Source organism: Streptomyces sp. NPDC056452 (assembly GCF_042796085.1).
Classification (GTDB): domain Bacteria; phylum Actinomycetota; class Actinomycetes; order Streptomycetales; family Streptomycetaceae; genus Streptomyces.
On sequence record NZ_JBHTRI010000001.1, the window covers coordinates 206,336 to 232,374 of the forward strand.

The following is a 26,039-nucleotide window of genomic DNA, read 5'->3' on the forward strand; positions in this document are numbered from 1 at the left end:
TCCGGGAGCAGGGCCGGCCGAGACGGCCGGGGCGCGGGCCGGGCGGCGCGCGGACCGGGTGAGTTCTGCGCGGACTCTTGACAGGGGCGTCATCTCCTCGCAGCATCCGTAGCCATCCGCAACTAACTACCTAGTGCGTTAATTAGCCGCGCCGCTCGTTCCCGCTCGCTCCACCCGCTCGCCCTCCCCGCACGGAACGTCCCCGAAGGAGTACGACGTGACCGTTCACGACCCCGCCACCGGTCCACCGCTGCCTCAGGCCCAGCCCCGTAAGGCCGCGCTCGCCGCCTGGATCGGCAGCGCCCTGGAGTACTACGACTTCTTCATCTACGGCAGCGCGGCCGCGCTGATCTTCCCGAAGGTCTTCTTCGACGAGTCCGATCCCGCGAACGCGACGTTGCTGTCGCTGGCCACCTTCGGTGTCGCCTACGCCGCCCGTCCCGTCGGCGCGCTCTTCCTCGGCCATGTCGGAGACCGGGTCGGCCGTAAGAAGATCATGGTCTTCACGCTGATCCTGATGGGCCTGTCGACGTTCCTCATCGGCTGTCTGCCCACCCGGGACCAGATCGGTGGTGCCGCTCCGGTCCTGCTCGTACTCCTCCGCATCCTCCAGGGCATATCCGCGGCAGGCGAGCAGGCCAGCGCCAACTCCATGAGCCTGGAACACGCACCGGCTCACCGGCGCGGCTACTTCACCAGCTTCACCATCAACGGAACGCAGGCCGGCCAGCTCATCGCGACCCTCGCTTTCATCCCCGTCGCCGCCCTCCCCGAGGAGCAGCTGCTCTCCTGGGGCTGGCGCATCCCGTTCTGGCTGAGCATCGCCGTCGCGGTGACGGGGTACGTCATCCGCCGCACCCTGGAGGAGACACCCGTCTTCGCCAAGCAGGCAGCGACCGAAGGTGTGGCGAAGCTGCCGCTCGCGGTGCTGCTCCGCGACCACTGGGCCGATGTCCTGCGGGTCGTCGGGTGCGCGGTGGTCGCCACCGTCAGCACGATCTTCACCGTCTGGGCGCTGTCGTACGCGACGAGCGACGCCGTGGGAATGGGCCGCACCGGGATGCTGTGGGTCGGCGCCCTGGCCAATCTGGTCGCTCTGTTCACGATTCCGCTGTGGGCCCGGCTCTCGGACCGCATCGGGCGCAGGCCCGTCTTCCTGATGGGCGCCATCGGCAGCGCGGTGGTCATGCCGCTCTACCTGTGGGCGATCTCCACCGGCAGCTACCCCCTGGTGCTGGGGCTGGGCATCCTCGTCTTCGGTGTCGTCTACAGCGCCGCCAACGGGATCTGGCCCTCGTTCTACGCCGAGATGTTCCCCACCCGGGTCAGGCTCTCGGGCATGGCGATCGGCACCCAGACCGGCTTCGCCATCGCCGGTTTCGCCGTGGCCTTCGCCTCGCAGATCGCCGGCCCGGACGGGGACAACTGGGCAGGCGTCGCGCTCTTCGCGGCCGCACTCTGCCTGCCGCCCGTCATCTCGGCGCTCACCGCCCGTGAGACCGCCCATGTGGAGACGGAGCACCTCGGGGAGCGGAGCGGCGACGTCGCCGCGAAGGCCGGGATGTCGGTCGGGGTCTGACCCGGCCCCCGCCCCGCATCCTGCTGTGGCCCGGCCCCCCGTACGGCCGGGCCACGGCACGCAGGGATCATGAGCCGCATGCATGACCTGCTCTCCGCCTTCGCCCCCATCTGGACGCTGACCGCCATCGGTTACGCGGCCGGGCGGGGGCGACTGCTCGGGGAGCAGGCCGAGGCGGTACTCGGCCGCTTCGTCTTCCATGTGGCCATGCCCGCGGCGTTGTTCATGATGGTCTCGGACGCGCACCTGGGTTCGTTCGTGAACACCACGGTGATCGCCTTCGCCGCGGGCACGGTGCTCGTCTCCGGTCTCGGCCTGCTGGTGGCCCGGCGCTTCTTCGGCCGCAAGACGGCCGACGGTGCGATCAGCGGGATGGCATCGGGCTACGTGAACTCGGCCAACCTCGGAATTCCGGTGGCCGTCCAGGTGCTGGGCGACGCGTCGTTCGTCGCCCAGGTCATCCTGTTCCAGGTGCTGGTGGTGTCGCCGGTGATCCTGACACTGCTGGACTCCGGCACGGACCGGGGGAACACCCACTGGCGTGCGGGTCTGCGCCGCATGCTGACCATGCCGGTCCGCAACCCGGTCATCATGGCCTCACTGCTCGGCGTCTGCGTGTCGGCCACCGGCCTGCGGCTGCCGGAGGCGTTCACCCACTCCTGCGATCTGCTGGGGTCCGCAGCCGTTCCCACGGCCCTGATCACGCTCGGCCTGTCGCTGCACACCCGCCCGGAACCGGCGGCATGCGCGGCCCCGGTCAGCCGGGCGGAACTGGGGACGGTGGTGGCTCTCAAGACACTCGTACAGCCCCTGATCGCCTTTGCCGTCGGCGGCCCCCTGCTCCTGGACCTCGCCGGCCCCCAGCTCCTCGCTGTCGTCCTGTGCTCCGCGCTGCCGACCGCCCAGAACGCCTTCATCTACGCCGGGCAGTACGGGCTGGACACCACGCTCGCCCGCAATGCGGTCGTGACGTCCACGGTCGTGTCGATGGCCACGCTGTCGTTGGCGGCCTGGGCGCTGGGACCGTCGCACGGCTGAGCCGTTCGAGTGGCGGCCCCGCGGTTTCGGGCGGATGCTGGTCAGACGCGGCGATCCCGGCCGAAGGGGTACCGGGGAGGCGGAAGTCTCCCCGGTACCCCTTCGGCCACGGCCCCCGGAGCTCCGCCCCCGTCATCGGCGGGCCACGGCGGTGTCGTCGGTGCCGCGCCGGATCACACCCGGCCACGGTCGATCGGTGTCACGGGCTGTGGCCGCCCACAGGGCAACGGCGATGAAGACCAGCTGCTCGGGAATCCTGAACCACAGCGGCGTGGCCGGATCGCCGTCGAACGGGATGTCCTCGACGGCGGCGTAGACATTGGCCGGGAACATCAGCACGAAGAGCACCGCCAGGCCGGTCCCGGCCGCCGTACGTGTCGCGGTCCGGACGAGGCCGACAGCGCCGGCGAGTTCCAGTACCCCGGTCAGGTAGACCATCACGCGGGGAAACGGGACGAACGGCGGCACCATGGCTGCCATGTCGTCGTGGCCGGGCATCATGCCCATGCCCCGGGGGGCGAAGTGCGCGGTCGCGGTGGCCACGAGCATGACGGCCAGACCGTGTGCCGCACTGGTTCGCCAGCTCGCGAACCGCCCGACACCCAGCAGACCGAGGAGGCGGAAACCCAGCGTCGGGCCGGCGAGGAGCATGAGGGTTCCGAACACGGTGTCCTCCGACAGAGACGGAATACGCAGGGCGAACAGGGCCCCGCAGGAACGGCTCAGCGCTCCCGCGGCGTGAACTTCGGTCGTGGCGGCCGTCGTTACCGTCGCACCGGTCGAACAGCACCGCCATGGGCTCGATGCTGCATCGGCCGCGAGCTCCGGATCCCCAACTCCCGTCCCCACGCCGCAATCCGACACCGCCCTACACTGGTCCGGTGGATTCGGTCACGCTGGACGCACTCGATCTACGGCTCCTGCACGCCCTCCAACTCGACGGGCGCGCCGCCTTCAGCAGGATCGCCGACGTCCTCGATGTCTCCGACCGCACCGTGGCCCGCCGCTTCGGCCGGCTCCGTACCACCGGGATCGCCCGCGTGGCCGGGGTGACGAACAGCCACCGCACCGGCCATGCCGAATGGCTGGTGCGCCTGCGCGTCCCGCCCTCCGGCATCGTCCAGCTCGCCCGCACGCTGGCCCGTCGCCCCGACACCGCCTGGGTGACCGTCGCCTCCAGCGGAACCGGGATCATCTGCGTCTTCCACGTCGCCGAAGAGGGACCGGCGCCCCTGGGCGCGCTGGGCCGCCTTCCGCAGGGCACGCAGATCGACGCGCAACGGCTGCTGCGCCCGGCGATGGACCACCGCTGGACCGGCCGGACCTCGGCGCTCACCGAGGAGCAGATCGCCGCGCTGAGACCGGCCCCGACCGCCGGCACCTCTCCGGTCCCCCTCACCGGCCTCGACCGCCGGCTGCTCCCCGCCCTCGCCGCGGACGGCCGTGCCGCCTACCCGGATCTCGCCCGGCAGGTCGGCTGGTCGGAGTCCGCCGTCCGCCGCCGTCTGGAGGAACTCCGCCGGTCGGGCGTTCTCCGGTTCGATGTCGAGATCGACCCGCGCCTCTTCGGCTTCTCCGTGCAGTGCCTGCTCTGGCTGACCGTCACGCCCGCCCGGACCGCAGGCGTCGCACGGGCCCTGGCAGGCGATCCCGAAGCGGCGTTCGTCGGCAGCACGACCGGCCCCCACAACCTGTTCGCCATCGCCGTCTGCCGGGACGCCGCCGCACTCCACACCTATCTCACCGACCGCATCGGCTCACTCGACGGCGTCGACCGCATGGAAACCGTGCTGATCACCAGCTACGCCAAACGAACCGCCCCGGCGCCTGAGAGACCATCCCATGTGGCGGGTCTGCGGTAGCAGATGAGGGTGCGGGCTGCGATGCCGGTCGAACCCGCTCAGCCGGCAGAAGTGTTCTGTGTCGCCTCGCGTGCTTCGGTGAGGGCTCGCTGCCTGAGGTTGCCGCCGAACAACTGAATCGTGGTGGCGGCCAGGATGTCGTCCCTGCCGATGGTCCGCCGGTCCCCCCTGCGGGCGGACCGGGCCCGGAGGGGATCCGTCAGGAACGGGGGTGGGGCCGGTTCGCCCGACATCACCAGGGTGACCGTGCCGAAACGTTCGCCCCCGCCCTCGCGGACGACCATGGCCGCCGCCCGGGCGAGGTCCGTCAGGAACACGCTCGCGATTCCGTCCAGGTCGCGGACCATCGCCGGGACGGCCGTCACCCCCTGACTCCACAGCAGCTTCCTGACCCCGGCCTCGAACCTGTGGGCGCCGGCCACAGCACTCGGTCTGGGCGACCTGCCGCGCTGACGAGAAGGCACGACGACGCCCTCGGCGTCGTACAGGACACCGGTCAGGCCTTTGAACGTCGGGCTGTGGTCGTACCATGTGCCCCCCACCTCGAGCTCGACGTTCCGGTCGATCGCCGAGACGAGGTCCCCGGGAACCAGCTTCTTCCGGGCACCCTCCGCCGCCGCTCTCCGCGCGCCGTCGATGATCTCCGTCAGCACGGTCCGCGTCACCGACGCGGCGGCCCACGCGGCCGACCGAGAGACGTGCATCGGGGTCACGTCCCTGAACACCGCTTTGACGAGAGAAGGCTTGAACGGCGAGACATCCATGACCGGGGCGGTCTCGTGATCGCCGTGCTCAGGACGTGTGGGCTGTGCGGCCATCGGAGGAAGCGCTCCCTGCTGTCGGAGTTGTCAGAGGCCCACGCCGGGGAGGGCTGCCTCGCGGCCGTCCGGGGTGACGCTGCCTCGCGGCCGTCCGGGGTGACTCAGCGTTTGCTGCCCACCGGCTCACCCACCGGGTTCCCGGCATCCTCCGCAGGTCCGGCCTCGGCCGCGGGACCCGCCGCCGCAACGGGCTTGCGCCGGAGCGTCCGGGGCCCGGACAGGACGTACGTCAGGCCGAATCCCATGCCCACGACGGCCGCGCCGCCGACCGCGTCCAGCACCCAGTGATTGCCCGTGGCGACGATGGCGGACACCGTGAAGAGCGGGTGCAGCAGGCCGAGCGCCTTCATCCATGCCTTCGGCGCGAGCATCACGATCACCACACCGCACCACAGCGACCAGCCGAAGTGCAGCGACGGCATCGCCGCGTACTGGTTGGTCATCGACGTCAGCGTCCCGTAGTCCGGCTTCGCGAAGTCCTGTACGCCGTGGACGGTGTCGATGAAGCCGAGGCCCGGCATCAGCCGCGGCGGGGCCAGCGGGTAGAGCCAGAAGCCGATCAGGGCGAGGACCGTGGCGAAGCCGATGGAGCTGCGGGCCCAGCGGTAGTCCGTGGGCCGCCGTACGTACAGCACACCGAGAATCGCGAGCGGCACGATGAAGTGGAACGTCGAGTAGTAGTAGTCGAAGAAGTCCCGCAGCCAGGTGACCTCCACGACCGCGTGGTTGGCCCAGTGCTCTATGTCGATGTGCAGCCACTGCTCGATGGAGTGGATCTGCCGGCCGTGCTCCTCGGCCGTGGGGCGGCCGGCGGTCGCCGCCAGCCGCACCTTCGCGTACGCGGAGTAGACGACCCGGATCAGCAGGAGTTCCAGCAGCAGGTTCGGCCGGCTGAGCACCCTCCGCCAGAACGGCAGCAGCGGCACATGTCTGAAGCGCGAGGCGACGGGTTCGGCGTGGTCCGTGGGGATCGGCCGCTGCCAGTGCGGCGAGGTGCGCGACAGGAACGGCGCCACGCAGGCCGCCCCGAGCGCGGCGATGAGCAGCACGTTGTCGCGTACGGGAAGGAGCACTCCGATGTTCGGCAGCAGCATCTTCCCGGGCAGCGTGAGGACGAGCACCACGACGGCCGGCCAGACCAGCCGGTCCGAGGCCCGGGTGCCGACCCGTCCCACGACGGCGAGGAGCACCCAGAGCAGCTGGTGCTGCCAGGCGGTCGGCGAGACGGCGACGGCCACACACCCGGTGACGGCGACGGCGAGGAGCAGCTGTCCGTCCTGGGCGTAGCGCACCGCGCGCCGCAGCCCGAGGAAGGTGACACCGGCGGCCAGGGCGAGGAGGAGCGCGATCTCCAGGGGGCCTTCGAAGCCGAGGCGGAGCAGCGCGCCGTGCAGGGTCTGGTTGGCCAGGCTGTCCGGGCTGTCACCGAGTCCGGCACCCGCGACATGGTGCACCCAGTAGGTCCAGGAGTCGCGTGGCATCGCCGCCGCGGCCAGCGCGGTGCAGGCGGCGAACGCGGCGCCGCCGGTCACGGCGGCCTGCCGCCGGCCGGTGAGCCAGAGCAGCCCGGCGAAGAGCAGGACGGCGGGCTGGAGGGCCGCGGCGATGCCGATGAGCACACCGGGGAGGCGTTCGCCGCGTGCGGCGAAGCAGGCGACGAGCACCAGCAGGACGGGCAGGATGCTGGTCTGTCCCAGGTACAGGGCGTTGCGCACGGGCAGCGACAGCATGAGCAGGGCGATCGCGACGGGCGCCGCGAGGAACGTGGTGCGGCGGCTCACGGGGGTGGGCAGGGCGCGGGCGGCGACCAGGCCGAGCGCCGCGACGAGCAGCAGGGACCCGAAGGTCCACACGACGCCGAGGGTCTGCTCGGCCGAGGCCGTCAGGGGTTTCAGCACCAGTCCCGCGAAGGGGGTGCCGGTGAACCGGCCGGCGTCGTACACGGATCCCGCGACGTGCAGGACCCCGTTCTCACCGATCCAGGTCTCCAGGTCGGTGAGGCGTTCGCCGGGCGGCTGCCGCAGCACCACCGCCATCTGCCGTACTGCCAGGACGGCCACGAGCAGCCAGAGGACTGTCCGGGCCGCCCCGGTCCTCGTCCCCGGTTCCGCCGTCGCGTTCCCCCGCACACTGCGCTCCGCTTCTGCCACGCGCGCCGCCCCTCCCACCGTTCGTGCACCGTCCCCTCGAGCCGGGTATGTGCGGATGAAGCCTCGCATTGCCCCATCAGGAAGACACAATCAACCCCCTCTTCGCCTGACTGTCACCACGCTTTTGCCCGAAAGAATGCTCAGAACATGAAAGCCGTCCCTGAGCCGCGGCCGGAATCTGTCGGTCCGGTTGCTCGTCAGCCCTCGTGGACGGGGGCGTCCGCCTGCCAGCCCGCGAACAGGGGCACGTCGGCGGAGCCGTCCAGGACGACGATCCCGAACGGGCGGTCGAACGCGAGGTGTCGCACCACCTGGGGCCGGGGCGCGGCCGCGCGGCGCATCGCCACGACCGTGACCGCCGCGGCCTCCACCCCCTCCTCGGCGATCTTCAGCACGGCCTCCTGGACCACCTCCGAGACATGGAGGCGCTGGGGCGACAGCCCCGAGAAGTCCGCTTCGGCCGCACTGGTCGCGAGCCGCACGCCGAGCGCGGGCAGTTGTTCGGTGACCTGGACGTTCGTACGCAGGGTGAATCGAGGGACCCCGATGGTCACCTGGTCGGCATGCAGCGGGGCACTCTCCTCCCGGGGCGCCCACGCGAGAGGCAGGACCTGCGCCGCCCCCGCGCCGGGCTCCCCGAGGACGAGCCTGACGCGTGCCGGAGCCGCCCCGCCCGGCTCCGTTCGGCAGCGGAGCTCCACGACGTACGCGCCCGCCACCGCCCACGCGTCCCGCAGCGGCACCGCCGCGTGCATCGTCACTGCCGGGCGGGTCCTGCCCGCCGCGTCGGTGAACGGGACCTCACGGGTGCGGTTCATGTCGAACGGGGTCTCCCAGAGCGCCTTCAGAGCCAGCGCGTTGACCAGCGCGAGAGCGACACCGTCGAGCTGCAACGGCAGCTGTTCGATCAGACCGCCGGTCCTCTCGCGCACCCAGGCGTCGATCTCGTCCGTGTCCAGCGGCCCGAACCCGATGTCCGGCAGCGCGTCCATGTACTCCTGACGGACAGGCACCCTGCTCCACACCCCGGTCGCCACCCGCAGCGCCTCGGTACGTCCCCACTCCCGCGCCGCCTCCGTCACGACGGCGGCCGCCTCCTCCTCCGCCGTCCCGAGCACCGAGCGGAGTTCGCCGGCCGTCGCCCCGCGGGCTCCGGCGGCGACGGCGGCCATCGCCAGCCACAGCCCGGCCGGCGAGCAGACGAAGCCGCCTTCCGGGCCGGGCCCCGCCAGCTCCCGTATCCACTGCTCGCCGAGCCGCTGCACCGCTGCCGCCCGGGCCGCCGGGTCGGAGTCCTGCACCATCGCTGCCCCCTGCACGTATTAATGGTTCGTCATCCGGTCGTACCGAAGTCAGAATGGACCAATGACCTGGATCGTTGCCCCCGAGCACTTCGGTACGCCCGACGCGGAACTCCTGCGCAGGGACTACTACGACGAGGTGGCGAGCCGGTACTGGGGACGGCCGGCGACCACCGGGGAGATCGACGAGGGGCTGACCGGCGACGGCGTCGAACTCCTCGCCCGGCCCACCGGCGAGTTCGTCGTCGGCCGGTACGGCGGCAAGGCGGCCAGTTGCGCGGGACTGCGGCTGGCCGACGCGGGGACCGCGGAGCTGACCCGGGTGTACGTACGCCCCGGATTCCGCTCCACCGGGGGCGGCGGGCTGCTGCTGGCGGCGATCGAGAGTGCGGCGCGCTCCTTGGGAGTGCGGCAGATCCGGCTGGACACCCGCAACGACCTGGTCGAGGCGCGCGGGCTGTACGCGAAGCACGGCTACCGTGAGGTTCCGGCGTTCAACCAAGGGCCGTACGCGGAGCACTGGTTCGCCAAGGAGCTGTGACCCGTGGCCGCGTATCCCGAGCACACGGGGTACGCGGGCCGGTCAGGCCAAGTGGTCGCGGGGCGGTTCGGGCATGTGCGGCCGTTCCTTGCTCGACCCGCTGACCTCGGCGGTCAGCTCCTCCACGAGACGCACCAGATCGGTGGGCCGCTCCGGACCCCACCAGTCCCCCAGCATCTCGGCCAGGGACTCCTCACGGGCCTTCGACAGCTTGACCACGGCCTCGGCGCCCAGGTCGGTCAGCACCATCTGCAGGCCCTCGCGCCGGACCAGGCCGCGCCCCTCCACCTGGCGGGACGCCTCGGTGATCACGCGCAGCGGTACGGGGGCGGCCTCCGCGAGCCTGGCGGGTTCGACGGTGCCGTGCCGCTTGATCCGCAGCAACAGCCAGCTGGACGCGGGCAGAAGGTCGTATCCGGCCCTTGCGGTGATCTTCTCGTAGATCTCCCGGCGCCCCTCCCGCGTGGCGAGCACCGAAAGGGCGCGGGCGCACTCGTCGTACGAGGAACGCTGGACCGGGTTCGACGCCAGGGTCTCGCTGGTGTCGGGGGCCGTCACCGAACCGCGCAGCGGGTCCTCCCTGAGGAACCAGGCGACGACGAAGGCGACCACGACGACGGGGGCCGCGTAGAGGAAGACGTCGGTGATCGAGGTCGAGTACGCGCTGAGGACCGAGGGGCGCAGGTCGGCGGGGAGCCGGCTGATGGCCCGTGGGTCGGCGGCAAGGGCCTCGGCGTCGACTCCGGGCGGCAGGGACCGCCCGGCGAGCGCGTCACCGAGTTTGCCGGTGAGCCGGGTGGTGAAGATGGTGCCGAAGACAGCCACACCGAACGAGGCCCCGATGGACCGGAAGAAGGTCGCTCCGGACGTGGCGACGCCGAGGTCCTTGTAGCTGACGGCGTTCTGCGCGACCAGGACCAGCACCTGCATGACCAGGCCGAGCCCGGCGCCGAAGACGAAGAAGCAGATGCTCATCTGCCAGGTGGAGCTGGTCTCCGAGAGCTGGTGGAGCAGCATCAGACCGGCGGCGGTGAGGGCTGTCCCGACGAGCGGGAAGACCTTCCAGCGGCCCGTCCGGCTGACGATCTGCCCGGAGGCGGTCGAGGTGATCAGCATGCCGAAGACCATCGGCAGCATGTGCACACCGGACATCGTCGGCGTGATGCCGTGCACCACCTGGAGGAAGGTCGGCAGATAGGTCATCGCGCCGAACATCGCGAAGCCGATGATGAAGCTGATGACGGCGACGAGGCTGAAGGTCCTGATCCGGAACAGCTTCAGTGGCAGCACGGGTTCGGCCGCCCGGCGCTCGACGCCGATGAACGCCACGAGGAGCACCACGGCGAGGACCGCGAGGGCGACGATCTGGACGGAGTCCCAGTCCCAGGTGGTGCCTCCGAGCGAGGCGACGAGGACCAGGCAGGTGGCGACGGAGGCGATGAGGAAGGTGCCCAGGTAGTCGATGGTGTGCTTGGTGCGGCGGACCGGGATGTGCAGCACCGCCGCGATGACGAGCAGTGCGACGACCCCGATGGGCAGGTTGATGTAGAAGACCCAGCGCCAGCTGAGGTGTTGGGTGAAGAAGCCGCCCAACAGCGGTCCCAGGACACTGGTCACGCCGAAGACCGCACCGAACAGTCCCTGGTACTTGCCGCGTTCGCGCGGCGCGACGATGTCTCCGACGATGGCCATGGACAGCACCATCAGCCCGCCGCCGCCGAGTCCCTGGAGCGCGCGGAAGCCGATCAGCTGCGGCATGTTCTGGGCCATGCCGCAGAGGGCCGAGCCGATGAGGAAGATGACGATGGCCGTCTGGAAGAGCTTCTTGCGGCCGTACTGGTCGCCGAGCTTGCCCCAGAGCGGGGTTGCCGCCGTCGCGGCCAGCATGTAGGCGGTGACCACCCAGGACAGATGGTCCAGGCCGCCCAGCTCGCTGACGATCGTCGGCAGTGCGGTGGAGACGATGGTCTGATCGAGTGCGGCGAGCAGCATGCCGAGGAGCAGTGCGCCGATGGCCACCAGGACACTCCGCCGGGTCCTGCCCTCGCCCGGTGCAAGGGGCGGCGGGCTCAGCTGCTGGGCCATGAACGTCTCCTCGGGTCCGCTTCTCCCCCATCCTGGCCGCTGTGTCCCGTTATGGCCTGCCGAGCAGCGGTGCGGGCGTTGGGCTTCCCGGCGGCGGCCTGCATAATCGCAGGCAGTTCAAAGGGGAGGGGAACCCACGATGACCGGACATATATGCCCGGAGTGCGGCGGCGAGCAGAGTGCGAGACCGGGACCCGGGGGTGCGGGCCCCGGGAGCACAGGGCGCCCGTGTGCCTGCGGGACCCGTACGGCCCAGCTGCCGGGTGAGGAGCACCGGGCCGCCCGCTCGGCCGAGATGGCCGCGGCCGAGGACTTCGATCCGCTCCGGATCCGGCCGTACGTGACGCTGTCGAGCGACGCGGGGCAGGAGCACGCCGCACCCGCGGCGGCCACGACGATGCCGATCTTCATGGGCGGTGCGGCGGGTGCCGGTGCGGCGGGTGCCGGTGCGGCGGGTGCCGGCGGCGCGGGAGCCGGTGCGGCGGGAGGTGCCGCGGGCCCGTTCCCCGACGCCGACCCGGTGGACGAGAGCCGTCGGCGTACCGCCGCCGCCTACGCGGGCGGTGGCCCCGAACCCGTTCAGCCGCGCCGTCGGCGGCCGTTCGCCGTCCTCGCCGCGGGGGCGGCTGTGGCCGCGGTGGTGGGGACGGCCGCCTTCGCGGGCGGCCTGTTCGACAGGGACGACAGCCGGGAGGAGGCCCTGCCCGAGGTCGCGACGAGCGTCCCGGACGCGAGCGACGGACCCGCGGACTCCGTGTCGGAGTCCCCGTCCGCTTCCCCTTCGTCGACACCCTCCCGGTCCGCCTCCGCGTCACCGTCGTCGTCGCCCTCGGCGTCCGCGTCGAAGAGCCCGTCGGCCTCCCCTTCGGCCACTGCGTCCAGGACGCCGTCGCCCTCGGCGACCGCCACGCAGTCCCCGGAGGCGACAGCGGCGCCGCCCGCCCAGATCGCCGGGCCCACCCTGCGGCGCGGTGACGAGGGCGCGGAGGTCGCCGAGCTCCAGCGCCGGCTGCAGGAGATCTGGGTCTACCGCGAGCCGGACAACGGGGAGTACTCGGAGCGTGTGGAACGGGCTGTCCGCGAGTTCCAGACCTGGGTGTCGGTCCAGAACGATCCGCCGGGCGTGTACGGACCGGAGACCCGTCGCGCGCTGGAGGCGCAGACGACCGGCAACGGGCGGCGGTCCTGACGAGCGGATGCGCGGGCGTACGGGAAGGGCGGCCCGGCCCTGCGGGAAGGGGCGGGCAGAGCCTGCGGGAAGGATGCCCGGCCTGCGGGATTGGCGTTCCGGCGACGGTTTTTGTATCGTGATGGAACAAAGTAGCCTCCGCCCGTTTCCCCTGACCGGCGGGCGGGGCTGCTTGTTCTCTTGACCTGCCCCGTGCCGGTCGCACTTCCCCGCGCTCTGGAGCCTGCCGATGTCGGCCACCGTCCTCGAAGCCCGCGCCCTCCTGTTGGACATGGACGGCACCCTCGTGAACTCCGACGCGGTGGTGGAGCGCTGCTGGCGGCGCTGGGCCCTGAAGCAGGGCCTCGACCCCGAGGCGGCGCTCAAGGTGGTCCACGGACGCCAGGGGTACGCCACGATGGCCGCCCTGCTGCCGGACCGCCCCATGGAGCAGAACCACGCGGAGAACCGCGTCATGCTCGCCGAGGAGACCGCCGACATCGACGGCGTGGTGCCCATCGGCGGCGCCGCCGCCTTCATGGCGTCCCTCGCCGGCCTCCCGCACGCGCTCGTGACCTCGGCCGACGCGGCGCTCGCCCGGGCCAGGATGACGGCCGCGGCCCTGCCGATGCCGGAGATCCGGGTCACCGCCGAGCTGGTCGGCGCCAGCAAGCCGGACCCCGAGGGCTTCCTCAAGGGTGCGGCCGAGCTGGGCTTCGCCCCGGCGGACTGCATCGTCTTCGAGGACTCCGAGGCGGGCATCGCCGCCGGCCGGGCGGCCGGTATGCGGATCGTGGGCGTCGGCCCGCGCGCGGCGGCGCTCTCCCCGGACGCCCACGTCGAGGACCTGACGCAGCTCCGGGTGGAAGCGGTCGGCGACGGTTCGATCCGTCTGCACATCGACGCCCGCTAGCCCTCACCCCCACCCGCATCGCTCGCGCGCCTCACGCGCCCCGCCCGCGCCCGCCTCATCCGCGGTGCAGGCGTCCCCGCGCCACCAGTTCCAGCACCAGCGCGACGGCAACCGCCTGCACCGCCATCAGTGCCACCAGGACGAACAGCTGCACGGCGCCCGCCTCCACGGGTGAGGCGCCGCCCAGCAGCATGCCCACGAAAGCGCCGGGGAGCGTGACGAGCCCCACGGTCCGGGTCTGGTCCAGCCCAGGCAGGAGCGCGTCCGACGCCGCCGGGCGGGCGATCTCCAGCCGGGCGTCCCGGTCGAGCAGGCCGAGCGCCATCCCGGCCTCGACCTCACCCCACCGGGTCCCGAGCTCGTCCAGCGCGCGCCGCCCGCCGAGCACGGTCGCGGTGAGCGCGCCCCCGATGAGAATGCCCGTGACCGGGATCAGCGCGATGCCCCGCACCGGGACGAGCCCGGTGAGCAGCAGCGCACCGACGACAGGGAAGACTCCGGCACCGATCGGCAGCGCCGCCCACCACCAGGTGCGGTTGGTGGTGATCCGGCGACCGGCGGTCCACACCGCCACCGCGAACATCAGCACCAGGAAGGCGAGAAGCGGTCCCGCGTAGCGCACCACCCAGCCGATGAGCAGGGAGACGACGGTGAGTTGCACCGCGGCCCGCAGCCCGGCGACGACGATCTCCCGCGCGCGCCCGAGCGAGGCTCCCGCGGCGACAGTGGCGGCGAACACCAGGAGTACGGCGAGAGCGACACCGAGCGTGGGCGTGACCGGAAGCAACACGCGGCCACCCTAGGTGTTTTGGGAGCCCCCGCCTGCTCACACCGCTACGAACCACCCGGAACGGGATCGCGCACGCCCGGCCGAGCCGTCCCGCTGTCAGATCCCGCCCTCGAACAGACTTCGGACCGGACGTCAGACCGAGCCGCCCTACCTCTTGATGTGACGTGCGCATGTCGCCACTCTGTTACCTGACGACCATCCCCTGGAAACCCGGCGCCGCCACGATGGCCGGGCCCACAGGTCGCCCGCCCAAGTTCCCCCCACATCAAGGGAGTTCTTATGTCCGGTATCTACGCGCGTCGCATAGCCGTCGTCGCCGCCTCCGCCGCACTCGCCGCCACCACCGGGCTCCTCTCCGCCCCGGCCGCCCAGGCCGCCATGCCCACACCGGTCAGCGCGTCGACCGCCCGCACCTACCTCGGCCAGCTCACCGTCTCCGCGGAGGGCTCCTCGACCGGCTACAGCCGCGACAAGTTCCCGCACTGGATCACCCAGTCGGGCGCCTGCAACACGCGCGAAGTCGTCCTGAAGCGCGACGGTACGAACGTCGTCCAGGACTCCGCCTGTGCCGCGACCAGCGGCAGTTGGTACTCGCAGTACGACGGCGCCACCTGGACCGCCGCCGCCGACCTGGACATCGACCACATGGTCCCGCTGGCCGAGGCGTGGCGCTCCGGCGCGAGCAGCTGGACCACGGCCCAGCGCCAGGCCTTCGCCAACGACCTGACCCGCCCCCAGCTCATCGCGGTCACGGACAACGTCAACCAGTCCAAGAGCGACCAGGACCCGGGCGAGTGGCTGCCGTCGCGCACCGCGTACCGCTGCACCTACGCACGCGCCTGGGTGCACGTGAAGCACTACTACGGCATGAGCGTCGACTCGACCGAGAAGAGCGCGCTGCAGTCCGTGCTGAACGGCTGCTGACACCGAACGGCCGCGGAGCCGCTCCTTGACCGGCTGCCGCCCAGGCCCGGACCCACGGAGCGGAACCGACCCGCCCTCCTCCGTCGTTCCGTACCGTACGGAGCCATCGGCCACGGCGACCCGTACCGTACGGAGCCATCGGTCACGGCGACGCGAGGAGGGCACACATGGCCGGGCTACGCCTGGGACCACTGCTGCGGTACGTCGACTGGGAGTCCGGCTCCCGGGCGACGGTCTGGGTCGAGGCGAGCCGGCCCTGCACGGCCGAGGTCCGCTGCGCGGACGGTGCGTCGGGTTCCACCCCGACCTTCGCGGTGCAGGGGCATCACTACGCGCTGGTGGTGGTCACGGGGCTGACGCCCGGCTCGACCACGGATTACGAGGTGCTCCTCGACGGCCGCCGCGTCTGGCCGCCCGAGGAGTCCCCCTTCCCCGCGAGCACCATCACCACCCCCGCCGTTCCGCGGCCCGAGGAGACCGGACCGGTCCGGATCGCCTTCGGTTCCTGCCGCTGGGCGGCCGCACCCGAGCGGGAGCACGACCCCATCGGCCCGGACGCCCTCGACACCCTGGCAGTCGAGCTCGCCGCCGACCCGACGGCCGTACGCCCCGACGTGCTCCTCCTGCTCGGCGATCAGGTCTATGCGGACGAGACGTCGAAGGCCACCCGGCGCCGGCTCTCCGCACGCCGCGACCTGAACGAGCCGCCCGGCGCGGAGGTCGCGGACTACGAGGAGTACACCCTTCTCTACGACGAGTCCTGGCGAGACCCGGAGGTGCGCTGGCTGCTCTCCACGGTTCCCAGCTGCATGATCTTCGACGACCACGACGTCATCGACGACTGGAACACCAGCGCCGCCTGGCTCCAGGACATGCGGCGCACGCCGTGGTGGCACGAACGGATCGTCAGTGGCCTGATGTCGTACTGGGTGTACCAGCACCTCGGCAATCTCTCCCCCGAGGCCCTGGCGGCCGACCCGCTGTACGCGGCGGTACGCGCCGCCCCGGACGCCACAGAGGTACTGCGGGACCACGCCGCCCGGGCGGACGCCGATCCCACACACACCCGGTGGAGCTACCGGCGTGTTTTCGGCCGAGTACGGCTGCTGATGGTGGACACCCGGGCGGCCCGGGTTCTCGGCGAGCAGCAACGGTCGATGCTCGACACCGAAGAGGCCCGCTGGATGCGCGACGAGGCCCTCGCCGACCCGGATGCGTACGACCATCTCCTGATCGGCACCTCACTGCCGTGGCTGCTGCCGCCGCTCATCCATGACGCGGAGAGCTGGAACGCCGCGCTGTGCCGGGGCGAGCGCGGCGGCCCCGACGGGCGCTGGGCACGCTTCGGGGAGAAGGTGCGCCGCGCCTCTGACCTGGAACATTGGGCGGCCTTCCCCGAGTCCTTCAACGAGTTGACGGAGCTGTTGCGGGAGGTCGCCGGTGGGCCGGACGCTCCTGCCACGGTATGCGTGCTCTCGGGCGATGTGCACCATGCGTACATCGCCGAACCCCACTGGCCAGATCCCGCACCGGGCGCCACTCCCGGCGCACGCATACTGCAGCTGACCTGCTCCCCCGTGCACAACTCGATCCCCGCCACGATAAGAGCCGGATTCCGTTTCGGCTGGAGCACGCCCGGCCGGTGGCTGGGACGCGCGCTGGCGCTCCACGGCAGGACGGGAGCGCCGCCGATGCGCTGGCGCAGGACGGGCGGACCATGGTTCGGCAATCAGCTGATGACCCTGACCCTGCATGGCCGGAAAGCTGCGCTGACATTGGTTCAGGCCAGGCAACGACCCACAGGCGCGCAGTTGGAGACGGTCCTGGAGCGCCCGCTGACGTAGAACAGGTGATCCCTTTCAGCCAGTTGCGAATATGTTGAACTTGCAAGTAATAATGAGGTCTACCTAACCTGAAGGGCCCCGATCGGTTTCACGTCCCCAGACCGAAGGAGCCAACCCCCCATGTCCGCACGTCTGAACAGGGCACAGCCCTACGCACTCGGACTCTTCCGCGCCGTCATCGGTTTCCTCTTCGCCTGCCACGGCGCCGCCTCGCTCTTCGGCGTCCTCGGCGGCGCGATGGGCGGCGGCACCGTGCCTTCCGGCACCTGGCCGGGCTGGTACGCAGCCGTGATCCAGCTCGTCGGCGGCACCCTGGTCGCGCTCGGCCTCGGTACCCGCACAGCCGCCCTCGTCGCCTCCGGATCCATGGCGTACGCGTACTTCAAGGTTCACCAGCCGGAATCGCTGTTCCCCCTCCAGAACGGCGGCGAAGCGTCGGCCGTCTTCTGCTGGGCCTTCCTGCTGCTGGTCTTCACGGGCCCCGGCGCCGTGGCCGTGGACCGGCTCTTCTCCTCCCGCACGGGCGCCGCCCGCGAGGACCAGCCGTCCCGCGAGACCTCACCGGTCGTCCCGGTCTGACGGACCGGCCGCCGACCCAGGTCGCGTACGCCCCGGACCCCGTCGTCATGGGGGGCCGGGGCGTACGTGACCTGCACAACATCACCCGCCCCACGGCGAACTCCGGGGAAACGGCAGGCGTACTCTGAACCGCTGACCCTGCCGCTCCTGCCGCTCCCCTGCGACGTCGCGGCGTTGACACGGTGACATGGGGAAACGGACGGGGAGTAGAAGGTGCTCGAGAGTGTGGGTGCGCTGACCGGCAGCCCATGGATCTACGCAGTGGTCGCCCTCTCGGTACTTCTGGACGTCTTCCTGCCCGTCCTGCCCAGCGGTGTGCTGGTGATCACTGCGGCGACGGCTGCCGCGGCGAGCTCGACGACGGTCACCGCCGGCGAGGCCACACAACAGGTGCCTTCACTGCTGGTTCTGACCCTGAGCGCGGCCACGGCCTCGGTGCTCGGCGACCTCGTCGCGTACCGCCTCGCATGGCGCGGCGGCGACCGCCTGGACCGGGCCATCGCCCGCTCCCGCCGTCTCACCACCGCACAGGAGCGCCTCGGCGCGGCGCTGAGCCGCGGCGGCGGCGCCCTCGTCGTCATCGCCCGCTTCGCCCCGGCAGGCCGCTCGGTCGTGTCCCTGGGCGCGGGCGCCGCCCACCGCAAGGTGCGGGAGTTCCTGCCCTGGTCGGCGCTGGCCGGGGTGGCCTGGGCGGGCTACAGCGTGAGCCTCGGATACTTCGGCGGCCAGTGGCTGGGCGCGACCTGGCTGGGCACGGCCGTATCGGTCCTGGCCCTGTTCCTCGCCGGCGCCCTGGCAGCACTCGTCGTCCGGCGGCCCACACACACCCGGCGAGCACCGGTCGTCACCGGAGCCCCGGCAGGCAGCTGAGCCCCGGCAGGCAGCTGATACCGCCCGACCGTCCGACGGTCAGGTTGTCGTGGCTCCGGGCTCACACCCGGGCGGCGCTGCCCCGGATCTCCAGGCCGTCGAGCAGCCGGTGGGTCGCCTCCGCGATCTCGGCGACGGCACGGTCGAAGACCTCCTGGTTGTGCGCGGCGGGCGCACGGAAGCCCGACACCTTGCGTACGTACTGCAGGGCGGCGGCTGCCATCTCCTCCTCGGTGGCCTCTTCGGGGATGGCTGGCGGACGAAGCGTCTTGATACTGCGGCACATGTCTCCAGTGTGTACCGCGGCACCGACAGCGGCACCGACGAAGGCCCGCCGCCTACCGGTCGTCGAGCCGCCCGATGGCCGGGATCAGATAGCTCCCGTCGAGAACGGCCTGCTCAGGGGCGTGGAGCCGCATCACGGCCCGGAAGTCACCGGCGGGCGCGGGCAGCCAGTTCGCAGCCTGGCCGGGGTCCGTCGGCCGCTGCCGGGACAGGTACAGCGTCAGCGACCCGTCGGCCGCGTACACGACACCGGGGGTACGGTCACCGATCGCGTACCGTTCCGCCGGATTCTCGACCAGGTGGTCGCCCGGGACCTCGTACACGGTCACGGACCAGAACCCCTCGACGGGAGGCGGCCGGCCCATGCGCAGCGCATAGCTGTGGGCCCCGCTGAGCAGGCGTCCCCGGGAGTCGCTGCGGGTGTGCGCGCACACCGCTTCGTACCCGTGCGGCCCCCAGAGCGCCTGCCGTGCCGCCACCGCCCTGACCAGGTACGACGCCTCGCGCTCCGGGATCCTCCACTCCGGCGAGCTGATCGTGCCGACGCCGAAGTGGTCGAGGTTGTGGTCGAAGAGGTGGGGGTTCATCTCCCACGCACCCGGCGCCGTGTCCGCGCCCTCCCGGGCGTCGTCCTGGTAACGGCACGCCTCCGCCACCCGCGCCCTGCCCAACGCGAGCCCCTGTGTCAGTGCCCGCAGGAGACCGGGCCCGGCCGACACGTACGGCGAGACGCCCTCCTCCAGGAGCCCCAGGGACTGGAACCGGTCCTGGTAGGCGCGGTCGGCGGCGGCGGGCGGGAAGTCGGCCATCCACACGCGGAGCCGTTCGAAGAACCGAAGGGCCTCGGGTACGTCGGAGTCGGGCGCGGGCAGACCGGTCCGGTGGGCGTGGGCTCCCAGGTGCGTGAGGGTGAGCTCCTGCTGGAGCGCCCGGACACGGGGCATGTCGTCGGGCCCGTCGCAGGCGATGCGGCCGACGAGGGAGACGACGGAGGTGGGCGCGTCGATCACCCCCGTCACCACGTCGGGGACGGTGCCGGACCAGCCGGGCGGCACGATCAGCCAGTCGCCCTCGCCCGTACCGGTCGCCCGCCGCCCGACGTAGGCGAAGGTGCCGCTCCACGCGTCCACGAACTGCAGCACGTAGTAAGCGCCGCCGGTGTCCGGCACATGAAGTCTGACCGGGCCGCCGGACAGGTCGAGCTGCGCGATCGCGTCGACGGTGTCGACCGCCGCGTTCGCGACATTGTCGGCGGGAACGGCGGGCCGGGCGGCGTGGGCGAAGGTGTTGAAGGGTGTCGGCGCCAGTACCCCGAAGCCTTCCTGCAGGCACGCTTCGACCGCCGACAGGGCACGGACCAGCGGGAAGCCGTAGACGTACGCCTCGGCGGCCAGGGCAGCCGTACCGTCCCGCTCCCGGCCACCGCGCCCGGCACTCACGTCAGAAGGCCGCCTTCGTCCGGTCCGTGCACAGGGCCCAGATCACGAAGGCGTCGATGGCGATCGAGACGATCGCCCACACCGGCTGGTACGGCAGCCACATGAAGTTGGCGATCAGGCTGAGCGCGGCCAGCCCGACGCCCACGCCGCGGGCCCAGAGCGCGCCCTTCAGGATGCCCACGCCGACGATGACGAGGACGATGCCGAGGACCAGGTGGATCCAGCCCCAGGACGTCACGTTGAACTTGAATGTGTAGTCGTTGATGCGGGCGTACACGTCGTCGGACGCGATGCCCGCGATCCCCTTGATCACGGCCAGGACACCGTCGACGAGCAGCAGGACACCGGCGAACAGCACGCCCCCGGACGCCCACGCGCTGCCGGATCCGGGGCTCGGGGAGGTGCCCGGTGCGGGTGCTGACTGGGCCATGGGAACTCCTTCGGTCGTCGGATGCCCCCGCCGGCGCGGCCGCGGGCAGATCCGACGCTGCGTGACACGACCGCCCGCGACTACCCGGACGCATCTGTTCGGGTGAGGGCCACGCCGCGGTGCGGTCCCGGCCCTGCGCCCGTGCGGAGTCCGCGCTCAGGGGCCGCCGACGCTCACGACATGCCCCTGGGCGTCGACGGTGACTGCGACCCGCTCGACCTTGTTCGTCAGCGCGAGAGCGATCCATACGGCGCCCCACACGAAGCAGGAGAAGACCGTCAGAAAGGCGTGCAGCACATGGTTGACCGGCTGCCCGCGCAGGAGGACGGCCTGAGTCCCCGACCGGGACTCCACACGCCAGCCGCCGGCGATCCGCTGGCTCACCACCCAGTCGAGGATCAGCCCCCGCTGTATGACGTCGGGCGCCGCCCCGCCCGCGCCGTAATACCCGGGAGGAGGTTCGAGGGACGCCTCGGCCCGGCGCGCTCCACGAAACTTCATGGGGCTCACCTCCAGGTATCGAGGTCTCCGCCTCGCCACTCGATCAGCTCGGGTTGGTCCAGGTCGATCTCCTCCACCCCCACGGCGAGTCCGGCCTGCCGCAGAAAGGAGGCCACATCCCCGCGCCCGTGCGCCAGCCCGACGATCTGCCCCCGCACGGTCACCCGCCGCCCGCCGGTCGGCGAGGGCGGATACACGATCACAGGTGGATGTCCGGACATGCCTCCACGGTCCCCCGCCCCCCGCCGGACCGCATCCCGGGAGGCACTTCAGCGGCTGCGTTCGTCCGCCGTGAAAACCCGGTGCGCCCGGTCCCCCGCCCCGGCTAGCCTCGCGCCCATGCCACGTCCTCGTACCCGCCCTGATTTCACCGCGGACGAACGCGGCCAGCTCGTGGGCTGGCTCGACCTCCAGCGTTCGATCGTCCAGTGGAAGTGCGAGGGCCTCTCGGACGGGGACGCCCGCCGGTCCGTCCTCCCCGAGTCCCCCTTGATGACCGTGGCCGGGATCGTCTCGCATCTGCGCTGGGCGGAGCACTGCTGGTTCCAGGTGCTGTTCCTGGACCACCCGGCAGCGGGCAACCCCCAGTTCTCGGGGGTCGAGGACGCCGACTTCACGGCCGAGGGCATCCCGCTCCCCCAGCTCCTCGCCGAGTACGACCGCCAGTGCGCCGCATCCAACGAGATCATCGCCGCGCACGCGCCGGACGACATCGGCCGGAACCGCGCGTACGAGGCCGGTTCGGCATCACTGCGCTGGATCCTGTTCCACATGATCGAGGAGACGGCCCGCCACGTCGGCCACCTCGACACGATCCGCGAGCTCCTCGACGGAGAGACCGGACACTACTGACACCATGGACACAGCCACTGATGACGCCGATGCCTGGGACGCACGACTGGGCTGGGCGTTCGGGCTGACGGCGGAGGACCCGGCCGAACGGGCTGCGGCGCTGGACTCCCTCGCCGATGCCCGGGGAATCGTGCGGGCGGCCCTGGGCCGGTACAACGAACTGTGGTCGCTGAACCTGCCGCCGGCGGGCAAGGACCTGTGGCAGGATCCGGCCTTCCTGCGCGCCCACGAGGCGTACCGCGAGGCCGGGAGGCACGCGCTGCCCGACGCCCTGTGGAACCGCCCGCCCGGAGACATCAGGACATGGCCGGGCCTGCCGTACGCACTGCTCTTCCTGGAGTGGGAGGCAAGGTTCCCGCAGGAGTGGACCAGGCATGCCAAGAAGTGGGGCACGAAGCAGTTGCTCCTGCGCGCCGTGGCGGTCCCCGGCCACGGCGACACGGTCCGGACGAAGCTCACCGACCTGGTCGAGACCGTCGTACGGAGGCCCTACCGCTGCAAGGACCGCGAGTACGTGCGCGTGGCCCGAGCCGTCGACACCGAGGATCTGCGCCGCCGGCTGGAGACGGCGGCCCGGTCCGACACTCCGTGGGCGAGGCGGCACGCAGGCTATGTGCTCTGGCTGCTCGAGCGCCCCGAGGTGCCCAACACGATCCATGTCCGGCAGAAGTGGCTTGCGGCGGAAGCCGGGGGATGAGGCCCCCGCCACCGCGGACGATCACCCAACCGCCATACCGAACAACGCCGTTGACATGATCCGTGGGCGTGCTGCCTCAGGCCGCAGGACAACAAGCGGCGCCCACCGCCCCCATCACTGGCCCACCCGGCCGTCGACGCACTCGCGCAACAGATCGGCGTGCCCGCAGTGACGGGCGTACTCCTCGATCCTGTGCACCATCAGCTCCCGTACGGCGATCCCGTCCTTCCCCAGGCGCTCGCCCAGATCAGGGTGCCGGGCCAGCGCGGCATCGGTCGCGGCCTGTTCACGCTCCAGATCGGAGTACGCAGCGTCGACCACGGCCTGGTCGGCGACAGCTCCGTCGAAGTCGGCGTCCCTCACCCCGTACAGCTTCGGCAGCGGATCACCGTCACCGATCCAGTTCTGCCAGTCCCGTTCCACCTCGACGAGGTGGCGGAGCAGCCCGAGCAGCGACATGGTCGACGGCGGAACCGACCGCCGGGCCAGCTGCTCCGCGTCCAGTCCCTCGCACTTCATCCGCAGGGTCAGGCGGTAGTCCGCCAGGAAGTCCTGCAGCGTCGCAAGCTCGCCCTCCGAACCGGCACCTTCGCTGTTGCGGGGATCCTCGTCCGGGTCGGCCCACATGTCGGGGTAGGTGGTTGCCTGGGTCCATCGTGCGGGTTGGTCATTCATGCGCCCATGCTCGTCCGCGAGAACCCGGGGCCGCTACCTCTTTACTGCCCGGGCTGGCGGCCGTTTCAGTAGCGGTCTGCCGCGATGAGGGCTCCGTAGTACCGCTGGGGCAACGGGCGCCGGGGGTCGCCGAAGTAGCCGTACTGCGGGTGTTTCCGGTTGTAGGCGAGGGCGTCGTGGACGAGGGTCCTCAGGTTGCGGACGGGAGTGGATTCTCCGCACCGGTGGGTGTGGATACACAGGGCGAGCACTCCGGAGACAGCGGGTGCGGCAAAGCTGGTGCCGTCACCGACGGCGTGGTGGGCGGGAAGGGGGGAGTTGCTCTCCACGCAGACGCCGGGGGCGGCGAGCGTGTGACGGCGGTCGGTGGCCGAGCGGGCGAAGTTGCTGAACTCCAGGCTCGTTTGGTCGTCCACGTATCCGTAGAGGCCGTAGTCCCGCCCGTAGCACACGGGGGCGACCTTGGCGCCCGGCTTCCCGTCGAAGTCGGCCATCGCCGTCACGGCGATGACCTCGTCGTATGCCGCAGGTCCACTGAGCGCCAGGTCGTTGGCGTCGTTGCCCGCCGAAGCCACGGCTGTGACGCCGGCGGCCGTCAGATTGCAGACGGCCAGGTGAATGGCGTCCTGGTTGGACGTCCCGCACCGACGGTCGTCCACATCCGCAGGGGGGAAGGGCTGGATGCTCCCGAAACTCATGTTGGCGACGGCGATGTCGTTGCCGGGGTCAGCATCGCTGCGTGTGGCAAGCAACCAGTCGAATCCGCACATGAGGGCTGCGTCCGTGATGAGGCCCTCGTCGTCGGTCGCCACTCTGACTGCCCACAGCGGCGTGCCGGGCGAAACGCCGACCAGGCCCTGCTCGTCGTCACGTGCGCCGATGATGCCGGCGACCAGGGTGCCGTGTCCGCCGGCACCCACCAGGCTGAGGCCCGGCACCACCGGGCTCCCGCTCAGGCAGTCCACCCCGCCGCGGACGTTGAGATCGGGCACGTCGGCGGCGATTCCGTCATCGAGGACCGCCACATTGACGTCGACCGATCCCGAACCGTCGCCGGACCGGGTGGAGGAGCGGTCGGCGTGGATCCGGTCCACGAACACCGGCTGGCACTGCCGGTCGGAAGGCGAGGGCCGACAGTCGGGGCTGGGCGCCGGCAGCCGGGGCGGGGAAGCCCTGTAGGTGCGCTGCGGGGAGACGAAACGTACCTGCGGGTCCCCGGCCAGGGCGGTGGCCTGGGTCGGCGTCATGGTGGCCGCATATCCCTTGACGGCGCGCGTGTACACGGCGGTGCGGGTCCCACCGACCCTTTTCAGCTGCTGGCCGGCAACCACGGACGGGCTTCGCACCGAGTCCTTGAGTACGACGATGTAGCCACGGTCCTCCTCGGCAGCCGTCGCGTCGGAAGCCGCCGTGCCGGCAAGGCTCAGCAGTGCCAGGACAGCAGCACCCACAACTGCGGCAAATGGACGACGACGGTTCACCGGACGGCCTTCCTCGAGTCGGCCCCAGGCAGGTGGATGCCGGGCATGGGCATGGGTACCCGCAGTCAGCGCACTCGGCCATATCCTCACCCGGACGGACGTGGGCGGGTCGAGAGGACGATCGGCCTGCCTCGGGTCGGACGCCGCCGTCGGAGGCGCGCCCTGCGGAGCAGAGCTGGGCGCCTCGATGAACTGGAGGCAGGGCTACGTGTGCGCGTCGATGAGGCGCCGCAGTGTCATGACTCGATGGGTTCTCACGTGGGCGGACCATCGGGTCCGTCCCTGAAATGCGGGTGACGGCGAGGGTTCGCCGCACGGCCCCGCCCCAGATTGAGAGAGGTCATATGCGAACCCATCGCTACAAGGTGCAGAAGGGTGGCTTCGGACTGTTTCTCGGGATCGCAGCCGAGGCCATCAGGCTGTCTGCCTTGCCGGCCGACGGCACCTCCGTCAGCAACCGGGTCTGGCTGGACGCTTCCGAGGTCCACAACGCCTACTACGGGAGTCGGCTGACACTCACCGAGTCCGAAGTTGCCTCGCTGCAGGTCGGTCTGGGCAAAGTCTCCGGCGCCATAGAACTCGTCGAGAGCAGCCCTTGCATCCTGATCGCAGTCCGAGCGCTGGAGATCGTCGAGGCCGACTACGCAGAGGTGGCTCTCGCTCCGGCGATCGCAGGATGGGCGGAATCGGAGTGGTCTCTGGCGCCCCGCCGCTGCAACGCCATCCGCGACAGCACCACCGGCCAGTACACGCTGGACTGGGACGAGTGACCTGCGCACCCGATGGTGCCGTCGGTTCGGCTGCTTCCTCTCGGGCAACGTCCCTGCGCTGCCCGGTGATCAACCCATCAGGAACTCTCGGTGAAGCGGACTGACCAGGCGTAGCCGCTCAAACTGTCGTGCGGAACTCGCCGTACCTCTCTGACCTGGCAACCGTCGTGGGCGTACTTGAGAGCGAACCGGTCGTGGCGCTGCGCGTCGGTGAGATCCTCCATGGACAGAGGCGCTCCGACGACGAGGTCTTCGTGAAGGACTGAGTCCTGCGCGGCGCTGTCCGAGCATGCCGAGCAATGATGCGTTTCGGGTAGGGCCATACGATCAGTGTGCTCCTACCTGGGAGCCCCGACGCGCACAGCGCTCATCGCCGCACCGTCGGTGTAGTCCTCCGATGGCGATGCAAGGGAGCGCGGGGCACTGGTCGACCCCGTTCCTTGC

General features: G+C 71.2%; 26 protein-coding genes. 13 read left to right on the forward strand and 13 right to left on the reverse strand.

What is annotated here, in order from left to right; genetic code table 11:
* Positions 1 to 217 precede the first annotated feature (217 nt).
* Together ACFQ6X_RS00935 and ACFQ6X_RS00940 are read left to right on the forward strand one after the other, a co-directional pair.
* Positions 218 to 1,579: an MFS transporter gene (locus ACFQ6X_RS00935; RefSeq protein WP_383173890.1), complete on the forward strand. Its 1,362-nt coding sequence runs from the start codon at positions 218 to 220 to the stop codon at positions 1,577 to 1,579.
* Between the two features lie 69 nt (positions 1,580 to 1,648).
* A complete protein-coding gene (locus ACFQ6X_RS00940; protein ID WP_383173893.1) occupies positions 1,649 to 2,617 on the forward strand; it encodes an AEC family transporter in 969 nt (322 codons plus the stop codon).
* A 132-nt stretch (positions 2,618 to 2,749) separates the two neighbouring features.
* Here ACFQ6X_RS00940 and ACFQ6X_RS00945 read toward each other — a convergent pair whose 3' ends face one another.
* Positions 2,750 to 3,283, reverse strand: coding sequence for a hypothetical protein (locus ACFQ6X_RS00945; RefSeq protein WP_383173896.1), 534 nt, complete (start codon positions 3,281 to 3,283; stop codon positions 2,750 to 2,752).
* A gap of 215 nt (positions 3,284 to 3,498) precedes the next feature.
* Here ACFQ6X_RS00945 and ACFQ6X_RS00950 point away from each other — a divergent pair, with 215 nt between their 5' ends.
* Positions 3,499 to 4,479, forward strand: a complete 981-nt coding sequence (locus ACFQ6X_RS00950; protein WP_383173899.1) for an Lrp/AsnC family transcriptional regulator — start codon at positions 3,499 to 3,501, stop codon at positions 4,477 to 4,479.
* 38 nt (positions 4,480 to 4,517) lie between these two features.
* Here ACFQ6X_RS00950 and ACFQ6X_RS00955 read toward each other — a convergent pair whose 3' ends face one another.
* The 3 genes from ACFQ6X_RS00955 to ACFQ6X_RS00965 all read right to left on the reverse strand — a co-directional run bounded on the left by ACFQ6X_RS00955 (position 4,518) and on the right by ACFQ6X_RS00965 (position 8,754).
* Positions 4,518 to 5,297: a hypothetical protein gene (locus tag ACFQ6X_RS00955; protein WP_383173902.1), complete on the reverse strand. Its 780-nt coding sequence runs from the start codon at positions 5,295 to 5,297 to the stop codon at positions 4,518 to 4,520.
* Positions 5,298 to 5,401: 104 nt separating this feature from the next.
* The gene (locus ACFQ6X_RS00960) at positions 5,402 to 7,429 is read right to left on the reverse strand and encodes a bifunctional glycosyltransferase 87/phosphatase PAP2 family protein (protein WP_383174585.1); all 2,028 of its coding nucleotides are present in this window, start codon (positions 7,427 to 7,429) and stop codon (positions 5,402 to 5,404) included.
* A 218-nt stretch (positions 7,430 to 7,647) separates the two neighbouring features.
* Complete coding sequence (locus ACFQ6X_RS00965) at positions 7,648 to 8,754, reverse strand: serpin family protein (RefSeq protein WP_383174588.1); 1,107 nt, start codon at positions 8,752 to 8,754, stop codon at positions 7,648 to 7,650.
* 61 nt (positions 8,755 to 8,815) lie between these two features.
* Here ACFQ6X_RS00965 and ACFQ6X_RS00970 point away from each other — a divergent pair, with 61 nt between their 5' ends.
* Positions 8,816 to 9,292, forward strand: a complete 477-nt coding sequence (locus ACFQ6X_RS00970; RefSeq protein WP_383173905.1) for a GNAT family N-acetyltransferase — start codon at positions 8,816 to 8,818, stop codon at positions 9,290 to 9,292.
* A 42-nt stretch (positions 9,293 to 9,334) separates the two neighbouring features.
* Here the strand turns inward: ACFQ6X_RS00970 and ACFQ6X_RS00975 are convergent, their stop codons facing one another.
* Complete coding sequence (locus tag ACFQ6X_RS00975) at positions 9,335 to 11,377, reverse strand: DHA2 family efflux MFS transporter permease subunit (RefSeq protein WP_383173908.1); 2,043 nt, start codon at positions 11,375 to 11,377, stop codon at positions 9,335 to 9,337.
* Between the two features lie 139 nt (positions 11,378 to 11,516).
* Between ACFQ6X_RS00975 and ACFQ6X_RS00980 the strand changes: the two genes are divergently transcribed.
* On the forward strand, positions 11,517 to 12,566 hold the full coding sequence (locus ACFQ6X_RS00980) for a peptidoglycan-binding protein (RefSeq protein WP_383173911.1): 1,050 nt from the start codon (positions 11,517 to 11,519) through the stop codon (positions 12,564 to 12,566).
* 229 nt (positions 12,567 to 12,795) lie between these two features.
* Positions 12,796 to 13,458 (forward strand): HAD-IA family hydrolase, encoded by a 663-nt coding sequence (locus tag ACFQ6X_RS00985; RefSeq protein ID WP_383173914.1) that lies wholly within the window; start codon positions 12,796 to 12,798, stop codon positions 13,456 to 13,458.
* 55 nt (positions 13,459 to 13,513) lie between these two features.
* Here ACFQ6X_RS00985 and ACFQ6X_RS00990 read toward each other — a convergent pair whose 3' ends face one another.
* Complete coding sequence (locus ACFQ6X_RS00990; RefSeq protein WP_383173917.1) at positions 13,514 to 14,248, reverse strand: ABC transporter permease; 735 nt, start codon at positions 14,246 to 14,248, stop codon at positions 13,514 to 13,516.
* 279 nt (positions 14,249 to 14,527) lie between these two features.
* On the opposite strand from ACFQ6X_RS00990, the gene ACFQ6X_RS00995 reads away from it, so the two are divergent.
* From ACFQ6X_RS00995 to ACFQ6X_RS01010, 4 genes are all read left to right on the forward strand, one after another.
* Positions 14,528 to 15,172: an HNH endonuclease family protein gene (locus tag ACFQ6X_RS00995; protein WP_383173920.1), complete on the forward strand. Its 645-nt coding sequence runs from the start codon at positions 14,528 to 14,530 to the stop codon at positions 15,170 to 15,172.
* Positions 15,173 to 15,339: 167 nt separating this feature from the next.
* The gene (locus tag ACFQ6X_RS01000; RefSeq protein WP_383173923.1) at positions 15,340 to 17,016 is read left to right on the forward strand and encodes an alkaline phosphatase D family protein; all 1,677 of its coding nucleotides are present in this window, start codon (positions 15,340 to 15,342) and stop codon (positions 17,014 to 17,016) included.
* Between the two features lie 120 nt (positions 17,017 to 17,136).
* Positions 17,137 to 17,595, forward strand: a complete 459-nt coding sequence (locus ACFQ6X_RS01005) for a DoxX family protein (protein WP_383173926.1) — start codon at positions 17,137 to 17,139, stop codon at positions 17,593 to 17,595.
* 213 nt (positions 17,596 to 17,808) lie between these two features.
* The gene (locus ACFQ6X_RS01010) at positions 17,809 to 18,465 is read left to right on the forward strand and encodes a DedA family protein (protein ID WP_383173929.1); all 657 of its coding nucleotides are present in this window, start codon (positions 17,809 to 17,811) and stop codon (positions 18,463 to 18,465) included.
* 61 nt (positions 18,466 to 18,526) lie between these two features.
* Here ACFQ6X_RS01010 and ACFQ6X_RS01015 read toward each other — a convergent pair whose 3' ends face one another.
* From ACFQ6X_RS01015 to ACFQ6X_RS01035, 5 genes are all read right to left on the reverse strand, one after another.
* Positions 18,527 to 18,751 carry a DUF2277 domain-containing protein gene (locus tag ACFQ6X_RS01015; protein WP_383173932.1) on the reverse strand — a complete coding sequence of 75 codons (225 nt, stop codon included), beginning with the start codon at positions 18,749 to 18,751 and terminating at the stop codon, positions 18,527 to 18,529.
* 52 nt (positions 18,752 to 18,803) lie between these two features.
* Positions 18,804 to 20,189 carry a DUF1254 domain-containing protein gene (locus ACFQ6X_RS01020; RefSeq protein WP_383173935.1) on the reverse strand — a complete coding sequence of 462 codons (1,386 nt, stop codon included), beginning with the start codon at positions 20,187 to 20,189 and terminating at the stop codon, positions 18,804 to 18,806.
* 1 nt (position 20,190) lies between these two features.
* A complete protein-coding gene (locus ACFQ6X_RS01025; protein ID WP_383173937.1) occupies positions 20,191 to 20,619 on the reverse strand; it encodes a hypothetical protein in 429 nt (142 codons plus the stop codon).
* A gap of 156 nt (positions 20,620 to 20,775) precedes the next feature.
* Positions 20,776 to 21,120, reverse strand: a complete 345-nt coding sequence (locus ACFQ6X_RS01030) for a hypothetical protein (protein ID WP_383173940.1) — start codon at positions 21,118 to 21,120, stop codon at positions 20,776 to 20,778.
* A 5-nt stretch (positions 21,121 to 21,125) separates the two neighbouring features.
* Positions 21,126 to 21,341: a hypothetical protein gene (locus tag ACFQ6X_RS01035; RefSeq protein ID WP_351173285.1), complete on the reverse strand. Its 216-nt coding sequence runs from the start codon at positions 21,339 to 21,341 to the stop codon at positions 21,126 to 21,128.
* A 118-nt stretch (positions 21,342 to 21,459) separates the two neighbouring features.
* On the opposite strand from ACFQ6X_RS01035, the gene ACFQ6X_RS01040 reads away from it, so the two are divergent.
* Both ACFQ6X_RS01040 and ACFQ6X_RS01045 read left to right on the forward strand, forming a co-directional pair.
* Positions 21,460 to 21,972 (forward strand): DinB family protein, encoded by a 513-nt coding sequence (locus ACFQ6X_RS01040; RefSeq protein WP_383173943.1) that lies wholly within the window; start codon positions 21,460 to 21,462, stop codon positions 21,970 to 21,972.
* A 4-nt stretch (positions 21,973 to 21,976) separates the two neighbouring features.
* Positions 21,977 to 22,669 carry a hypothetical protein gene (locus tag ACFQ6X_RS01045; protein ID WP_383173946.1) on the forward strand — a complete coding sequence of 231 codons (693 nt, stop codon included), beginning with the start codon at positions 21,977 to 21,979 and terminating at the stop codon, positions 22,667 to 22,669.
* A gap of 114 nt (positions 22,670 to 22,783) precedes the next feature.
* On the opposite strand, the gene ACFQ6X_RS01050 is transcribed toward ACFQ6X_RS01045, so the two are convergent.
* The gene (locus ACFQ6X_RS01050) at positions 22,784 to 23,344 is read right to left on the reverse strand and encodes a DinB family protein (RefSeq protein ID WP_383173949.1); all 561 of its coding nucleotides are present in this window, start codon (positions 23,342 to 23,344) and stop codon (positions 22,784 to 22,786) included.
* Between the two features lie 65 nt (positions 23,345 to 23,409).
* Positions 23,410 to 24,825, reverse strand: coding sequence for a S8 family serine peptidase (locus ACFQ6X_RS01055; RefSeq protein WP_383173952.1), 1,416 nt, complete (start codon positions 24,823 to 24,825; stop codon positions 23,410 to 23,412).
* A 344-nt stretch (positions 24,826 to 25,169) separates the two neighbouring features.
* On the opposite strand from ACFQ6X_RS01055, the gene ACFQ6X_RS01060 reads away from it, so the two are divergent.
* A complete protein-coding gene (locus tag ACFQ6X_RS01060) occupies positions 25,170 to 25,595 on the forward strand; it encodes a hypothetical protein (protein ID WP_383173955.1) in 426 nt (141 codons plus the stop codon).
* The last annotated feature ends 444 nt before the right edge of the window (positions 25,596 to 26,039 follow it).

Excerpts from the sequence above, each read along its gene's own strand:
- ACFQ6X_RS01060 (WP_383173955.1), top strand. The coding sequence starts at position 25,170 with ATGCGAACCCATCGCTACAAGGTGCAGAAGGGTGGCTTCGGACTGTTT.
- ACFQ6X_RS00995 (WP_383173920.1), top strand. The coding sequence starts at position 14,528 with ATGTCCGGTATCTACGCGCGTCGCATAGCCGTCGTCGCCGCCTCCGCC.
- ACFQ6X_RS01005 (WP_383173926.1), top strand. The coding sequence starts at position 17,137 with ATGTCCGCACGTCTGAACAGGGCACAGCCCTACGCACTCGGACTCTTC.
- ACFQ6X_RS00970 (WP_383173905.1), top strand. The coding sequence starts at position 8,816 with ATGACCTGGATCGTTGCCCCCGAGCACTTCGGTACGCCCGACGCGGAA.
- ACFQ6X_RS01015 (WP_383173932.1), bottom strand. The coding sequence starts at position 18,751 with ATGTGCCGCAGTATCAAGACGCTTCGTCCGCCAGCCATCCCCGAAGAG.
- ACFQ6X_RS01045 (WP_383173946.1), top strand. The coding sequence starts at position 21,977 with ATGGACACAGCCACTGATGACGCCGATGCCTGGGACGCACGACTGGGC.
- ACFQ6X_RS01000 (WP_383173923.1), top strand. The coding sequence starts at position 15,340 with ATGGCCGGGCTACGCCTGGGACCACTGCTGCGGTACGTCGACTGGGAG.
- ACFQ6X_RS00955 (WP_383173902.1), bottom strand. The coding sequence starts at position 5,297 with ATGGCCGCACAGCCCACACGTCCTGAGCACGGCGATCACGAGACCGCC.
- ACFQ6X_RS00985 (WP_383173914.1), top strand. The coding sequence starts at position 12,796 with ATGTCGGCCACCGTCCTCGAAGCCCGCGCCCTCCTGTTGGACATGGAC.
- ACFQ6X_RS01040 (WP_383173943.1), top strand. The coding sequence starts at position 21,460 with ATGCCACGTCCTCGTACCCGCCCTGATTTCACCGCGGACGAACGCGGC.
- ACFQ6X_RS01050 (WP_383173949.1), bottom strand. The coding sequence starts at position 23,344 with ATGAATGACCAACCCGCACGATGGACCCAGGCAACCACCTACCCCGAC.
- ACFQ6X_RS01035 (WP_351173285.1), bottom strand. The coding sequence starts at position 21,341 with ATGTCCGGACATCCACCTGTGATCGTGTATCCGCCCTCGCCGACCGGC.
- ACFQ6X_RS00940 (WP_383173893.1), top strand. The coding sequence starts at position 1,649 with ATGAGCCGCATGCATGACCTGCTCTCCGCCTTCGCCCCCATCTGGACG.
- ACFQ6X_RS00980 (WP_383173911.1), top strand. The coding sequence starts at position 11,517 with ATGACCGGACATATATGCCCGGAGTGCGGCGGCGAGCAGAGTGCGAGA.
- ACFQ6X_RS00965 (WP_383174588.1), bottom strand. The coding sequence starts at position 8,754 with ATGGTGCAGGACTCCGACCCGGCGGCCCGGGCGGCAGCGGTGCAGCGG.
- ACFQ6X_RS01030 (WP_383173940.1), bottom strand. The coding sequence starts at position 21,120 with ATGAAGTTTCGTGGAGCGCGCCGGGCCGAGGCGTCCCTCGAACCTCCT.
- ACFQ6X_RS00975 (WP_383173908.1), bottom strand. The coding sequence starts at position 11,377 with ATGGCCCAGCAGCTGAGCCCGCCGCCCCTTGCACCGGGCGAGGGCAGG.
- ACFQ6X_RS01025 (WP_383173937.1), bottom strand. The coding sequence starts at position 20,619 with ATGGCCCAGTCAGCACCCGCACCGGGCACCTCCCCGAGCCCCGGATCC.